This window comes from Pseudomonas sp. NPDC077451 (assembly GCF_044543345.1).
Classification (GTDB): domain Bacteria; phylum Pseudomonadota; class Gammaproteobacteria; order Pseudomonadales; family Pseudomonadaceae; genus Stutzerimonas.
In genome coordinates this window covers 134,004-148,441 of sequence record NZ_JBITVX010000005.1, presented here as the reverse complement: position 1 = coordinate 148,441, position 14,438 = coordinate 134,004, and the positions used below count along the sequence as shown (strand labels likewise).

Annotated in this window: 14 protein-coding genes; 4 read left to right on the top strand and 10 right to left on the bottom strand. The window is 64.0% G+C overall.

All coding sequences use genetic code 11. The annotated features are described in order from the left end of the window. Window positions 1–158: 158 nt before the first annotated feature. Complete coding sequence (locus ACIGHL_RS10570) at window positions 159–1,571, top strand: alanine/glycine:cation symporter family protein (protein ID WP_216707189.1); 1,413 nt, start codon at window positions 159–161, stop codon at window positions 1,569–1,571. Between the two features lie 54 nt (window positions 1,572–1,625). On the opposite strand, the gene ACIGHL_RS10565 is transcribed toward ACIGHL_RS10570, so the two are convergent. The 4 genes from ACIGHL_RS10565 to ACIGHL_RS10550 form a co-directional block, all read right to left on the bottom strand. Continuing rightward, on the bottom strand, window positions 1,626–2,732 hold the full coding sequence (locus ACIGHL_RS10565) for a catalase family protein (protein ID WP_216707190.1): 1,107 nt from the start codon (window positions 2,730–2,732) through the stop codon (window positions 1,626–1,628). Window positions 2,733–2,900: 168 nt separating this feature from the next. Next, window positions 2,901–3,359 (bottom strand): DUF2214 family protein, encoded by a 459-nt coding sequence (locus ACIGHL_RS10560; protein WP_216707191.1) that lies wholly within the window; start codon window positions 3,357–3,359, stop codon window positions 2,901–2,903. 18 nt (window positions 3,360–3,377) lie between these two features. Beyond that, window positions 3,378–4,760, bottom strand: a complete 1,383-nt coding sequence (locus ACIGHL_RS10555; protein WP_216707192.1) for an MATE family efflux transporter — start codon at window positions 4,758–4,760, stop codon at window positions 3,378–3,380. 116 nt (window positions 4,761–4,876) lie between these two features. Next, window positions 4,877–5,170, bottom strand: coding sequence for a hypothetical protein (locus ACIGHL_RS10550; RefSeq protein ID WP_045424622.1), 294 nt, complete (start codon window positions 5,168–5,170; stop codon window positions 4,877–4,879). 217 nt (window positions 5,171–5,387) lie between these two features. Here ACIGHL_RS10550 and ACIGHL_RS10545 point away from each other — a divergent pair, with 217 nt between their 5' ends. Next, window positions 5,388–6,323 carry an SdiA-regulated domain-containing protein gene (locus tag ACIGHL_RS10545; protein WP_216707266.1) on the top strand — a complete coding sequence of 312 codons (936 nt, stop codon included), beginning with the start codon at window positions 5,388–5,390 and terminating at the stop codon, window positions 6,321–6,323. 11 nt (window positions 6,324–6,334) lie between these two features. Here ACIGHL_RS10545 and ACIGHL_RS10540 read toward each other — a convergent pair whose 3' ends face one another. The 6 genes from ACIGHL_RS10540 to cra form a co-directional block, all read right to left on the bottom strand. Then, window positions 6,335–6,784 carry a DMT family transporter gene (locus tag ACIGHL_RS10540; RefSeq protein WP_128120076.1) on the bottom strand — a complete coding sequence of 150 codons (450 nt, stop codon included), beginning with the start codon at window positions 6,782–6,784 and terminating at the stop codon, window positions 6,335–6,337. A gap of 69 nt (window positions 6,785–6,853) precedes the next feature. Further along, window positions 6,854–7,414, bottom strand: coding sequence for a DUF4136 domain-containing protein (locus ACIGHL_RS10535; RefSeq protein ID WP_128120075.1), 561 nt, complete (start codon window positions 7,412–7,414; stop codon window positions 6,854–6,856). Window positions 7,415–7,444: 30 nt separating this feature from the next. After that, window positions 7,445–8,074 carry a DUF4136 domain-containing protein gene (locus ACIGHL_RS10530; protein WP_128120074.1) on the bottom strand — a complete coding sequence of 210 codons (630 nt, stop codon included), beginning with the start codon at window positions 8,072–8,074 and terminating at the stop codon, window positions 7,445–7,447. An 18-nt stretch (window positions 8,075–8,092) separates the two neighbouring features. Then, complete coding sequence (locus tag ACIGHL_RS10525) at window positions 8,093–8,842, bottom strand: methyltransferase domain-containing protein (protein WP_128120073.1); 750 nt, start codon at window positions 8,840–8,842, stop codon at window positions 8,093–8,095. Beyond that, window positions 8,839–9,144, bottom strand: a complete 306-nt coding sequence (locus ACIGHL_RS10520) for a nucleotide pyrophosphohydrolase (protein WP_046163110.1) — start codon at window positions 9,142–9,144, stop codon at window positions 8,839–8,841. The genes ACIGHL_RS10525 and ACIGHL_RS10520 overlap by 4 nt, the downstream gene beginning before the upstream one ends. Before the next feature lie 287 nt (window positions 9,145–9,431). Next, a complete protein-coding gene (gene cra, locus ACIGHL_RS10515; protein ID WP_216707193.1) occupies window positions 9,432–10,421 on the bottom strand; it encodes a catabolite repressor/activator in 990 nt (329 codons plus the stop codon). A gap of 180 nt (window positions 10,422–10,601) precedes the next feature. On the opposite strand from cra, the gene ptsP reads away from it, so the two are divergent. Together ptsP and pfkB are read left to right on the top strand one after the other, a co-directional pair. Continuing rightward, a complete protein-coding gene (gene ptsP, locus ACIGHL_RS10510; protein ID WP_128120072.1) occupies window positions 10,602–13,481 on the top strand; it encodes a phosphoenolpyruvate--protein phosphotransferase in 2,880 nt (959 codons plus the stop codon). Then, window positions 13,481–14,419 (top strand): 1-phosphofructokinase, encoded by a 939-nt coding sequence (gene pfkB, locus ACIGHL_RS10505; protein ID WP_128120071.1) that lies wholly within the window; start codon window positions 13,481–13,483, stop codon window positions 14,417–14,419. Before ptsP ends, pfkB begins: the two co-directional genes overlap by 1 nt. Window positions 14,420–14,438: the final 19 nt, after the last annotated feature.

The following is a 14,438-nucleotide window of genomic DNA, read 5'->3' as shown; positions in this document are numbered from 1 at the left end:
CTGAGACCTTGGTCTGCTGCGGATGCGCTCGGTCAACGCGCGTCCTGCACCCTCATTCACCGGGCGGTCTCGATCGGTGCGGCGCTCTGGCTGGTGCTCTCGGGCTCAGCGACTAGAGTTAGCCGTATTCGTCCGTCCCTCAACGACAAGGCGCTTCCATGACCGCGATTATCGACTTCCTCAACACCATCTTCTGGGGCTACGTCCTTATTTACGGTCTGCTCGCGGTTGGGGTGTTCTTCACCATCCGCCTGGGCTTTCTGCAGTTTCTCCATTTCGGCGAAATGGTACGGGCCATCCGCGGTGCGCGGCAAAGCGACGCTTCGGGGATATCGCCATTTCAGGCGCTGTGCACCAGCCTCGCATCGCGGGTGGGCACCGGTAACCTGGCGGGCGTGGCGGTTGCGCTCTATTTGGGTGGCGCTGGCGCAATCTTCTGGATGTGGATGGTGGCGCTGGTGGGCATGGCCACGGCCTATGCGGAAAGCTCTCTCGCGCAGTTGTACAAGGTGCGCGATGGGGAGGGTCAGTACCGGGGCGGCCCGGCGTTCTACATTGCCAAGGGTTTGAAGGCGCCATGGGCGGGCGGCGTGTTTTCCGTGGCGCTGATCATCTCGTTCGGGCTGGTGTTCAACGCGGTGCAGGCCAACTCCATCGCCGATGCCATGGAGGGCGCGTTTGGCGTCCCGAAACTCTGGGTGGGCATTGCTATCGCCATTCTCGCCGGGCTGGTGATCTTCGGCGGGCTGCGCTCCATCGCGCGCTTCGCCGAACTGGTGGTGCCGCTGATGGCGGGTCTGTATGTGCTGATGGCACTGATCGTGTTGCTGATGAACATCACCGAGGTGCCAGGCGTGCTGATGACCATCGTCCGTAGCGCCTTTGGCCTCGAAGAAGCCGCCGGTGGTGTTGCCGGCTCGGTGACCGCGGCGATGCTCAATGGCATCAAGCGCGGCTTGTTCTCCAACGAGGCAGGCATGGGGTCGGCGCCCAACGTGGCGGCGACCGCGACCCCAGCGCCGCATCATCCGTCTTCCCAGGGGCTGGTGCAGGCGATGGGCGTGTTCATCGACACCCTCGTCATCTGCACCGCTACCGCGGTGATGATTCTTCTGTCGGGCGTTCTTGAGCCCGGTTCGGGTGTAACCGGCACGCAGCTCACCCAGCAGGCAATGGAAAGCCACATCGGCGTGGCAGGGACCTACTTCATCGCCATCGCCATTCTGTTTTTTGCCTTTACCTCGATTGTCGCCAACTACGCCTATGCGGAGAACGCGCTGATCTTCCTGGGTGCGGGTAACAAACTCGGCCTGACTCTGCTGCGCCTGGCGGCATTGGGAATGGTGATCTGGGGCGCTTACGAGGCAGTCACCACCGTGTTCAACGCGGCGGATGCGTCCATGGGGCTGATGGCAACGATCAACCTGATCGCAATCACGCTGCTCTCCGGCACGGTGGTGAAACTGACCAAGGACTATATGGCGCAGATTAAGGCGGGCGAGGTGCCTACGTTCAAGGCCGCGGACTACCCGGAACTGAAAGCCAAGATCAACAACAATATCTGGCGCTGATGTGAAAACGCCCCGGCAGTCATGCCGGGGCGTCGTGCCTTACAGCTCGGTGGGTCAGCTCGGTAGCCGGTCCAGTGTTTTTGGCTCATGCATCGGGCAGCCGTTGTGACGAGCGCGGAACTCGGATGACATCTCATAGGCCGGCTTGCGCGAGCGCATGATGCCGCCGAGCGGACGATGGGCCGCCAGTCCATGCCAGGGGCTGAAGGACATCTGGTCATCCACCACCGCTGCGCGGGCTTCGCTCCAGGCCGATTGCGGCTGGACGTTGATCCGCGCAACCGTGACGTAAGGGCTGGCATCTTCCGGCCAGACCACGCTGGCGTCCTCGATGGGCATCTTCTCGATGTCGGTGGCCAGCTGAACGCGCAGCTCCCAGGTCCCGCCGTGCCCTGCGAAATGGTCGTTGATCGCCTCGCGCAACCCGTTCGGCTTGTCCTTGAGGTCGACGTTCTGATCGGTCAGCGCCTTTAATTCCGGCGAGACGGGCACCACCGAGAGCTTGGCGAAGTAGCGGCCATAGAGCAGCGGAACCACGCTGTAATAGGTCTCGCCGAGCAAATTGGTGGTGGGATGGCCGCCCATGCCTTTGAGCGTCGCGCTTTCGCCGCCGGCCTTTTCCACCAGACTCTCGGCACCGCGCAGCGCGGCAGACAGCGCCTGCTTGGCGCGGGGCGCTCGGTCGGTAGTCTTGGCGATCAACTTCACCGACTTGAGGAAGTCCTTGGGTGTCGGCGCCATGAACGCCGGCGCGTTGACCATGACGAAATCCTGGGTGACCTGGCCGTCCGAATTCGGCAGGCGTTCGCCTTCAACGCCGATGAGCTTGATCGCCAGCCCGCGCGGAGTGGAAACCTTGTCATCAAGGATGTCGCCCGGATTGGTCGAATAACGCATCACCACCGGCATCTTCCCTGGCTTCGCAAAAGCGCCCTGGGCCAGTTCTGGCGGCAGGTCAGGCAGGATTTCGATTTCGCCCTGCAGCAGGCCGTGACTCTTGGCGTGCACGCTGCGAACAGCATGGCCACTGTCGGCAAAGGTCGTCTCGGTGATCTCGCGCATGGCCTGGATCAGGCCGGAGATGGTCTCGGCTTCGTCGTCTGGCACCTGTTCGTATGCAGGGTCGAAGGGTAGGGGCGTTACGGTCAGGCGATCGGTCATAGGCTCGGCTCCGGAAGGTGATGCGGACTTATGGACTGCTGCGCCGCGGTCTGTAGTCGACAATCGAGGTCCGGAATCGTTTTCGAAGAGCGTGCAAGCCCTTGTGGATGGACTTTGCGCAGGATCAGTCCACAAGCCTGGATTGCCCAGGCCCAGGAGCGCGCCGTTTTACTGCGGAATTACGCCAAGCCCTCGCGCCATAAGTGCCGCCAGCAGAGGAAGCAACAGCAGGGCGAGCAGTTCGATGTGGATCACCAGCTTGACCATTCGTGCGCTGGTCGGGCTGATGCTCGGGACCTGGCCGGACTTTAATGCGGGTCGCCATTTCAGGAAGGTCACGGTCGGATAGATCGACAACAGGGCAACGATGACGAAAAGCCCGACCTTGGCGTGGAAGAAGCTGTTGTTGAGGTAATAGTCCAGCCCCTTGCCATAGCGCATCGCGCGCGCTGCGCCGGTGACCAGGACGAACCCGGCGGCAATGCCGAAGGCCAGATCAACGCGAAACAGGCTGCGGGCGCGTTTGAAATTCAGCGGCAGGCGGAACAGCTGGTGCTCGAGCACCAGTAGGGAGAAGAGCAGGAAGATCGCCACGAAGTGCAGGTAGGCGGCGACGGCATAGGCCATTTTCTGAAGGTCCTTTGGTTAGGGTTGCTGCGGTGTGGCGGTGACAGCCGCCGCCGCATGGGTCGAGGCGAACCATTGCCCCTTGCGTTGCAGCCGCCTGGCGATGCTGCCTAAGCAGACGCCGCGCAGGAGCATGAAGGCGAGAAAGGCCAGCCACAAGCCGTGATTGCCCATCCCACGCAACAGCCAGCCCAATGGTAGCGAAATCAGAACGGCAAGCAGCATGGCGTTTCGCATTTCCCGCGCACGGGTGGCGCCGATGAACAAACCGTCCAGCAGATAGCTCCAGACGGCGACCAGGGGCAGCACGGCGAGATAGGGCAAGTAGGTCGCGGCGGTTTCACGCACGGAAGGAATGTCGGTCTGCAGGCTGACGAACAGCTCGCCGCCCAGCAGGAAGAACAGCCCGAAGGCCAGACTCGCCAGCAATGACCAGCCGCCAGCAACAGTCAGAATCCGTCGCAGCTCGGTGCGGCTCTGGGCGCCGATCGCATGCCCGCTCAATGCTTCGACCGCGTGGGCGAGACCGTCGAGTGCATGCGCCGTGAGCATCAAACCGTTCAGCAGCAAGGCATTGGCCGCTACCGTGGCGTCGCCCAGCCGCGTCCCTTGGACCGTGACCAGGAAGAACACCAGCTGCAGCGCCAGCGAACGAAGGAAAATGTCGCGGTTGACGGACATCAGTGGACGCCAACTGGCCCACAGGCGCAGCGCCTGACGGTCCAGGCGTCCGGCGTAACGCAACAGCGCGCCTCGGGTCAGCGCTAGGCCGACCAGCACACCGCTCCATTCGGCAATGACCGAGGCGCGGGCTGCGCCGGCCACGCCCCACTCCAGACCGATGACGAACCACAGATCCAGCGCAACGTTGATCAGATTTGTCGTCAACAGAATCGCCAATGGCGCGCGCGCATTCTGGGTGCCGAGAAACCAGCCGATCAGCGCCATGCTGGCCAGCGCGGCGGGCAGGCCGAACAGGCGGGTATGAAAATAGGCTTGGGTGAGCGCGTCGAGTTCGGCAGAGGGCTGCATAAGCTGCAGCGCGTAACCTTTCAGCGGCATCGCAAACAGGCTCAACAGCAGCGCAAAGCCCAGCGCCAATAGCAAGCCCTGCAGCAGCACCTGACGCAGCGCGCCGCCGTCCTGACGTCCGGCGGCCTGAGCAGCAAAGCCGGTAGTGCCCATGCGCAGAAAACCCATCACCCAGACCAGCAGGCTGTAGAGGCTGCCGCCTACCGCAACCGACGCGAGCTGATGCGCGTGCGGCAGGTGGCCGATCACGGCGCTGTCGACCAACGCCACCAGTGGCACGGAGAGGTTGGACAGAATCATCGGCGCAGCCAGCGCCCAGACCCGTTTATGAGTGGGGGCGTGCTGCCAGGCGGTCAATAACCGTGACATGAAAGGCTCCAGAACAGCCGGGCATGATACGTCGCGATGGTCCGGAGCGCAGCCGAGCGATGGCGCTGGTGCCGTGCTCGGTCGGGTTGTCGGAGGAGTAGGGCGCTACGAATGGCTCAGTGGATTAGCCAGCTCAGCAACCAGAGCCCGAGGAACAGGTAGATCACGCCAGCGATGATCGAGCGGCGGAAGAACGCGCGAAACGCGCCGACCAGCAGCATCAGGCCGATGGCCAGTGCAATGAGGCTGATCAGTGAACGATCCATGCCGAGGGTCCGCGACAGACCCTCGAGAAAGTTGGCGCCGGCATCGGCGAACAGCCCGAAAAAGCCGCTGAGCGCATCGACGATGTAACGAATCACGGTGCCGAGCGCCTGGCCCAACCATTCGAAAAAGCTTTCCACCTGCATGCTGCACTCCTGCCAAACGATCCGCGGCCGCAAGCGCAGCCGTTCCCTGGTCCATTGGGCTGCCAATCCGCCTGGCAGTTCCCGGCGTTGCGATTGAACCGCAGCCACGGCGATGGGTCAGTAGCAGGCTGATCGTCGCCATCGCGTGCACCGTCACGCAAATGCAACCCTTCGCGATCAGGCTATCTCGCCAGTAGCGGCCTAACGAGAAAAGATGATGCCGATAGTTACCAGTACCCGCCCGCGTTGGTTGCCTGAGGTTCGCCCGCAGGTCTGGGCGTTGGGAATGCTGGCTGCAGGTCTGCTGCACACTGCTGCCACCTTTCACCTCGATGAGCGGGTGTTCTATTCGCTGCAATCGGCTTGGCAGGAGAGCAGTCTCCAGACCCGCAGCCTCTGGTTGCCCGAGTACCAGGTGCGTGTCGAGGCTAAGCCGGTGGCGACCGTCGGTAACAACCTTTCCGGCTTGACCTTCGATGAGCAGCGCAATCAGCTCTGGGCCGTGGTGAACAACCCGGAGGAGCTCGTCGCGCTGGATCTCAACGGTGAATTCATTGCTCGCTATCCACTGAAGGGATTCATCGACGTCGAGGCCGTTACCTACCTGGGCGACAATCTGCTGGCAGTTGCCGAGGAACGCAGCCAAACGATCGTGATCCTCCCGGTTCCCTCGCAGCCCGGTGACCTGGTGCGTGAGGATTACGCGGCAGTCTCGCTGTCCATGGGCGCATCGGACAACTCGGGTTTCGAGGGGTTGGGCTACGACCGCGCCGGTGATCGACTGTTTGCGGTGAAAGAGCACTCACCACGCAAGCTTTATGAGATTCAGGGCATCAAGGCCAGCCTCAACGGGCAACTGAACCTCAAGGTGATCGATCGTGAGGCGTGGATCGAAGACAAGGACATGGCCAGCGACCTTGCCTCGGTGCACTACGACGAGCGCACCGGTCATCTGGTGCTGCTCAGCGATGAAGCGAAAATGATGCTCGAGCTCGACGGTGAGGGTGAGCTGGTCAGCTTCCGCTCGTTGTGGAGCGGCTTTGCCGGTCTCGACAAGAGCGTGCCTCAGGCCGAAGGCATGACCTTTGACGAGCGTGGCGATCTGTATCTGGTCAGCGAACCCAATCTGTTCTACGCCTTCGAGCGCAAGTAGCCGAACTGCGATCAGCCGCGGCGGATCATCCAGACGCCTGCGAAAATCAGCAGCAATCCCCCTAGCTTGCCCACGCTGATCGACGACTGGCGAAAGCCGGCCCAGCCGAAGTGATCGAGCAGCAGCGCCATCCCCAGCTGGCCGGCCAGTACCAAAGCCATGAATAGTAGCGCGCCGATACGCGGGCCAGCGAAGGCGGCGGTCGCAATGAAGAACATTCCCAGCAATCCGGCACACCAGTGATACCAGTTCAGGCCCCGCAGTGCCTGGATGCCCGGCATGTCCCGCTGGAACAGCACCACGCAGATCAGCGCCACGGTGCCCACTGCGAAGGACAGCATCGCGGCGCTCATCACGCTGCCAAAGTGCTTGGCCACCTGCCCGTTGATGCCGGCCTGTAGCGGCAGGAAAGCCCCGGCGATAAAAGGCAGAACGAGTAGCCACCAGGCTGCGACGGGCATGCAGATTTCCTCCAGAGCAAAAGAAAGCCCGCCGAGGCGGCGGGCGTAATTCAGAGCGAGCCGACAATGCTAGCGCGGCGGGTATTGCGAAAGAACCTTATTGACGGTTTCACGAAACATCCCGGCCCGCTCCTGAGGACTTCCGGGGTCGTCGCGCAGAACCTGTTCGGCACTGCCGCGCCAGACCAGTTTGCCGTCGTCAGCGTCGTACATATCCAGCTGTAAGGTGCCGACCTGATAGTGAATGGTGCGGGTGTCAGTCATCACCGGCCCGCCCCAGAAACCGTGCCATGGGCCGCCCCAACCACTGATCGATGAGGTGGTGTATTGCTGGCTGCGCTCATCGACGAGAAACCAGGCCTGCACCATGAGATCCGGTTGTGCGCCCGACTGGGCCTGGCGTAGGCCGCGTTGATCCAGCTGCTCGCTGACGGCGCTGCGGATGCGTTGCTCGGTCAGGTCGCTTTTGATGCGGGGATCGTCTGGTCGGTACTGCAGGGCGGGCTCCTTCCAACTCCAGGTCCGATAGGCGGAAAAATCACGCTGCGGGTCGAAATCGCGTTGCACCTGGGTGCTCTGACAGGCGGCCAGCATCAGCAGCAGAGGCAGGATCAGCAATGAACGGAACATCGGTGTTCTCCTTGCGTTAAATGCGTGCGCTCAGTGCGGTGGATAATCAGCAAGCGCACGGTTCACGGCGGCTCGCGCGGCGTCCTTGCGCTCGGCCTGATCGCCGCCACTGCGGGCCTCGGCGCGGTTGCTCCACACAGTCTGGCCGGAGGCGCTGTCGATCATCTCGATGCGCACCGTCATCACTTCCTCTTCATAGTTGCGCACCACCGGAGCGCTACCGCCGATCCCGTAGCCGGAGTTGAACCCCGGCCCGTAGCCGCCATAGCGACCGGCACCGACGCCCACTCGTGGCCCGTAATCATCATAGACCTGACGCACGCGCGTCTCCATCTGCGCGCTGGCGCTGATTTGCACGTCGCCCTTTGCGCCTGTTGGCGCAGGCCGCAAGCCGCGCTGGTCGAGCGCGCCGGAGATCATTTCCTGCAGCTCTTCGGTGCCCAGCGAAGCCGTGCCAGCCGGTGGGTTGCGCCAGCTCCAATTCTGGTAGCTGGAGAAATCCTGCGGTGCCGCCGGGTACGTCGGCGACTGGATACGTTCGATAGGCGGGGCTGGAGGGATCGGCGCGGACTCGTTGGTGTACGGGTTGCTGCTCTGGCAAGCCGCAAGGCTCAAGCCGAGCAGCGAACAGAGCAGGGGCAGTGCAGGGCGGATCGACATCGGTACCTCCCGGTCGGCTCAAAGCGGCCGACACAACCAGTGCAGGTAACGCCCGAGCCCGGCGAATGCGGGATGGCGGCGGTAGGCCAGTTCCATCTCGATGAGGTCGGCAGGCTCGGTGCGGGCCTGGAAATCGGCGGGCATGTAGTCATGGAAGACGCGCACGCCGCTGGTTGATTCGACCCGCCAGCGCGGCGCGAGTTGCGCAGCCAGCTCGCGCGGGTCGAGCGGCTGTTGCGGTGTCAGGCTCTGGCGCTCGCCGGCATAGGTCTGACTGCGCAGCTTCTTGAAATGGCCTTTTAGCAGGTTGCGGTAGATCAGCGCGTCGCGGTTATAGAAGGCCAGCGACAGCCAGCCATCCTCGGCAACCAGGCGATGCAGCACCGGCAGGATCGCCTGGGGCTCGGCCAGCCATTCCAGCACCGCATGGCAGATCACCAGATCGAACCGGCCCTCGACGTGGTTTTCGACGTCCTGCCAGGGTGCCTGGATGAACGTTGCGTTTTGGCCGGCTTCGGCAAACTGCTTGCGGGCGCCTTCCAGCATGGGTTCGGCGGGTTCGGCTAGCGTGACCTGATGGCCCTGCTGCGCCAGCCACAGGCTCATGTGGCCGAGGCCTGCACCGATGTCCAGGACCCGTAGCGGGCGTTCTGGGAGTATTTCAGTCAGGTCTGCCTGCAGCACGGCGAGTCGGATCGCGCCCTTGGCGCCGCCGTAGATTTTTTCAGCGAAGCGCGTCGCCAGCTCATCGAAATGCCGATCGCTCATCGGGCGAACCGCCGTTCGTTGTCGGCAAGCTTGGCCAGCAGCGCCTGTTCCATGTCGATGCCCAGTTCGCTGCACATCAGCAACAGGTACATGAGGATGTCACCGACTTCCTGGCCAGCGTGTGCGAGCTTGTCGGCCGAGAGCTGGCGCGATTCGTCCTCGGTCTGCCATTGGAAGATTTCCACCAGCTCGGCCATTTCCACGCTGGCGGCCATGGCGAGATTTTTCGGACTGTGAAAGCGCTGCCAGTCGTTCTGGTCGCGGATCGCGTGCAGGCGTTGGGTGATCTGTTCGATGTTCATGTGGAAAAGCGGGCTCGTTGTTTTGGGCGTGTGCCGGAAGCAGGTGGCAGCAGGGCTCGTTCTTGCCTGGCGCGGCAGGGTCTCGTAGGGGCGAGCTTGCTCGCGATCAGCCTCTTCAGGCTATGGCTGCACTTGGCTGGCGCGCGGCTTCGATCGCCAGCAAGCTGGCTCCTGCAAAATCGCTGCAACTCGTGCAGGTCGCGCCAGGCGAGCTTCCTCGCGGGTCCGGTCGCCAGATAGGCCGCAAGCTTCCTTCAGTCAAACAATGCCCGCAAGGGGCAGATTGATCAGAGCCGGCGAATCTTCAGCTCACGCTCGATCGCGATGACGCCGGGGCGATAGTCGCCTTGCTCGGTGGCGCGAATAGCCTGCTCCAACGCCTGCTCGGCGATCTGCTCGTGCTGCTGGGAAATCGCATTGACCCGGATCGGCAGGAAATCCAGCAACTGCGCGTCACCAAAGGTTGCCAGCCGCAGTTGCTCCGGCCAGAGCAGATCGCGCTCGCGCAGCGCATCGAAGACGCCTTCGAGCAACACGTAGGCGGTGGTGATGAGGGCATCGGGCAGCGGGCCGCGGTCGAGCAGGGTGAGCATCTGCTCGCGTCCGCAGGCACGGCTGAACTGGTCGGCGCGCAGGATGCTGACCTGCCCTGTGTGCTGCGACAGCGCCCGGCGAAAACCTTCCTCGCGCTGCTGACTGATGGGCAACGCGGGGCGCGCGCTGATCAGGGCGATATGCGCCGCGGCCGGAACTGCCAGCGAGCGGGTGAGCAGAGCGGCCGCTTCGCAGTCATCGCTCACCACCGAACAGAAGTGCCCAGCATCCAGCGCACGGTCGAGGGCGATCACCGGCGTGCCAGCTGCTTGCACCTTTCGATAGCTCTGGTCCTCGGCGGATAGGCAGCTGGCGACGATCAGCGCATCGCAACGGCGCGAGCGCAACAGCTGGATGACCTGACGCTCGGTGTCCGGCTCGTCGTCGGTCCCGGCGATCAACAACTGGTAGCCGCGCTGCCGCGCACGCTGTTCGAGCAGCTTGGCAAGGCGCGCGTAGCTGGGGTTTTCCAGATCCGGAACGATGAAACCCAGCGTTCGCGACTGCCCGCGGCGCAGGCCAGCTGCCTGCTGATCCAATTGGAAACCCTGCTGCTCGACAACCGCCATGACGCGCTCGACCGTGGCCGGGCTGATACGGCGCTGCGCGGCCTTGCCGTTGAGCACGTAGCTGGCAGTGGTTACCGAAACGTTGGCGAGGCGGGCGATGTCGGTCAGTTTCAACAGAGGGTCCTGAGACGGGTGGTATGAACTCGGGCTTCTAGAATTACCCAATATTGCGTAATGTGCCAGTCTTAGGTGAAACGTTTCAGCAGTGTGTCGGTCTGAAACGCCAGCCCAGGATTCGGGCAATGCCGGCGCAGCCGTCGGCCACAACAATCGCGAGCCCCGCAGGAGTTCTCCATGCTTGAGTTGAATGCACAGCACATCCACATGCATCAGGCCGCGGCGGACAAGCCTGCGGCGCTGGCTCTGCTGGGCGAGGTTCTGGTCGCCGACGGGCTGGTCGCGCCGGGCTACCTCGACGGGCTGCGCGCGCGCGAAGCGCAGGGCTCGACCTTTCTCGGTCAGGGCATCGCAATCCCCCATGGCACGCCGGAAACCCGCGATCAGGTATTCACCACCGGCGTGCGGCTGCTGCATTTTCCGGCCGGCGTCGACTGGGGCAATGGTCAGCAGGTTTACCTTGCCATCGGCATCGCGGCGCGCTCGGATGAACATCTGCGGTTGCTGCAACTGCTGACCCGAGCGTTGGGCGAGGGCGATCTGAGCGAGGCGCTGCAGAACGCAGAAAGCCCCGAAGCGATCATCGACCTGCTGCAGGGCGCGCCGCAGGCCCTGGCGCTGGACGGCGAACTGGTGGGACTGGGCGTAGCCGCCGATGATTTCGACGAGTTGGCCTGGCAAGGCGTCAAGTTGCTCAAGCGCGCCCAATGCGTGGAGCCAGGCTTCAATGCCAGCCTGCCGCTGAGCCAGGCGTTGCCGCTGGGCGATGGCTTATGGTGGCTCAGTAGCGAGCAGTCGGTGCAAAGCCCGGGGCTCGCGTTCGTCACGCCAACCTCGAACCTTGAGCATCTGGGTCAGCCGTTGAATGGTCTGTTCGTGCTGGCCAGCCTGGGCGAAGCGCATCAGGCCATGCTTGAGCGTTTGTGCAACCTGTTGATCGAAGGGCGCGGCCAGGAGCTGAGCCAGGCGACTTCCAGCCGCGTGGTGCTCGAAGCGCTGGGCGGCGAGGTACCGGCAGATTGGCCAAGCGCTCAGGTGCCGCTGGCCAACGCCCACGGCCTGCATGCACGCCCGGCCAAGGCGCTGACCGAAGTGGCTCAAGCTTTCGATGGCGAGATTCGCGTGCGCCTGGCCGGCAGCGAGAGCGCCGGGGTGTCGGTCAAGAGCCTAAGCAAGCTGCTGGCGATGGGCGCGCATCGTGGTCAGGTGCTGGAGTTCATCGCCGAGCCATCCATTGCCGACGATGCACTGCCGGCGCTGGTGCGCGCGGTGGAAGAAGGGCTGGGCGAAGAGGTCGAACCCTTGCCGGCAGCTGGGGAGACGGAGCAACCCGTCATCGCCACGCAACCCGATGAGTCGGCCATCGAGCAGGCGGCTCTGCGACCGGGCGATCAGGTAAACGGCATCGCCGCTTCGCCGGGCATCGCCATCGGCCCGGTGCTGGTGCGCAAGCCGCAGGTGATCGACTACCCCAAGCGCGGCGAATCGCCAGCGGCGGAATTGCAACGTCTGGATGCTGCGCTGGACAAGGTCCATGCCGAAATCGGCACGCTGATCGACGCAAGCCAGGTCGTCAGCATTCGCGACATCTTCACCACTCACCAGGCCATGCTGCGTGACCCGGCGCTGCGCGAAGACGTGCAGGTGCGGCTGCAGAAGGGCTTGAGCGCCGAAGCGGCCTGGATGGAAGAGATCGAGAGCGCGGCGCAGCAGCAGGAATCTCTCCACGACAAACTGCTGGCCGAGCGCGCCGCCGACCTGCGTGACGTGGGTCGCCGCGTGCTGGCCTGCCTGACCGGCGTCGAAGCCGAGCAGGCCCCGGACGAACCCTACATTCTGGTGATGGACGAAGTGGCGCCTTCGGACGTTGCCACGCTCAACGCCCAGCGCGTCGCCGGCATCCTGACGGCCGGCGGTGGCGCCACATCCCACAGCGCCATCATCGCCCGGGCGCTGGGGATTCCGGCCATCGTCGGCGCAGGTCCCGGTGTGCTCGGGTTGGCGCCCAACACCCTGCTGTTGCTCGACGGCGAGCGCGGCGAACTGCTGGTCGCCCCGACCGATGCGCAGCTGGAGCAGGCCAGGGGCGAACGCGCTGCCCGCGAGGAGCGCAAGCGCCTGGCGGACGAGCGCCGCATGGAGCCGGCAGTCACCCGCGACGGCCATCCAATAGAGATCGCCGCCAACATTGGCGCAGCCGGCGAAACCCCTGAGGCCGTGGCGATGGGTGCTGAAGGCATCGGTTTGCTGCGTACCGAGCTGGTGTTCATGAACCATTCCCAGGCGCCGGATCAGGCGACTCAGGAAGCCGAATACCGCCGTGTACTGGAGGCGCTCGACGGGCGCCCGCTGGTGGTGCGTACGCTGGATGTTGGCGGCGACAAGCCGCTGCCGTACTGGCCGATGCCAGCCGAGGAAAACCCCTTCCTCGGCGTGCGCGGGATTCGCCTAAGCCTGCAACGCCCGGACATCCTCGAAACCCAGCTGCGTGCCTTGCTCGCCTCGGCTGATGGCCGCCCGCTGCGGATCATGTTCCCCATGGTCGGCAATATCGACGAGTGGCGCACGGCCAAGGCCATGGTCGAGCGCCTGCGCGTGGAGCTGCCAGTGGCGGATCTGCAGGTCGGCATCATGATCGAGATACCGTCCGCCGCGCTGATCGCGCCGGTGCTGGCGAAGGAAGTCGACTTCTTCAGCATCGGCACCAACGACCTGACGCAATACACCCTGGCCATCGACCGCGGCCATCCGACGCTCTCCGGTCAGGCGGACGGGCTGCATCCGGCTGTGTTGCGCCTGATCGGCATGACCGTCGAGGCCGCCCACGCACATGGCAAGTGGGTTGGCGTCTGCGGCGAACTGGCTGCTGATGCGCTGGCGGTGCCGATGCTGGTGGGCCTGGGCGTGGACGAACTGAGCGTTTCGGCGCGCAGCATCGCCCTGGTGAAAGCGAGGGTGCGCGAGCTGGACTTCGCCGCCTGCCAGCAGCTGGCCAAGCAGGCGCTGATGTTGCCAGGTGCTCATGAAGTGCGCGCCTTCGTCGGGGAGCATTGCTGATGGCTCGTGTCCTGACCGTCACGCTGAACCCGGCGCTGGATCTGACCGTGCGGCTGCCTTCACTGCGTCTGGGCGAGGTCAACCGCAGTGAAAGCCTGCAGGTCCATGCTGCCGGCAAAGGCCTCAATGTGGCGCAAGTGCTGGCCGATCTTGGCCATCAGCTGACCGTCACCGGCTTTCTCGGCGAGGGCAATCCGCAAGCCTTCGAGCAGCTGTTCGCCGCGCGGGGCTTTGGCGACGAATTCGTCCGCGTCGCGGGCGACACCCGCAGCAACATCAAGCTGGCCGAAGCCGGGGGCCAGGTCACTGACATCAACGGGCCCGGACTGGCAGTCAGCGATGCACACCGTAGCGAACTGCTGGAGCGCATCAAGCGGCTGGCGCCGACCCATGAGCTGGTCGTGGTGGCAGGCAGCCTGCCGCGTGGTGTGGATAACCAGTGGTTCGTCGAGCTGCTAAACCTACTCAAACAAACCGGAGCGCGAGTGGCGCTGGATACCAGTGGCTCAGCCCTGCGTGCCGGCCTGGAAACCGCGCCCTGGTTAATCAAACCCAACGAGGAAGAGCTCGCCGAAGCGCGTGGCATCGAGCTGGCCGAACCCGAGGCGCTGGCTCGTGAGGCCTGGAGGCTGCAGATCGAGGGCATCGAGCACGTAGTGATTTCCCAGGGCGCCAATGGTGTCAGCTGGTTCTCGCCGAGCGCGGCGCTGCATGCCAATCCGCCCAAGGTTCAGGTTGTCAGCACTGTCGGCGCAGGCGACTCACTGTTGGCCGGGATGCTCCACGGTTTGCTCGAAGGCTGGCCGGCAGAACGCACGCTCACTCGCGCCACTGCCATCGCCGCGCAGGCGGTCGGGCAGGTCGGCTTTGGCATCACCGACACGGCGCAACTGGCCGAACTCCAGGCCGCAGTGCGTCTCCAGCCGCTGAGCCAATAAATCGAACAAGAGGTGAAGG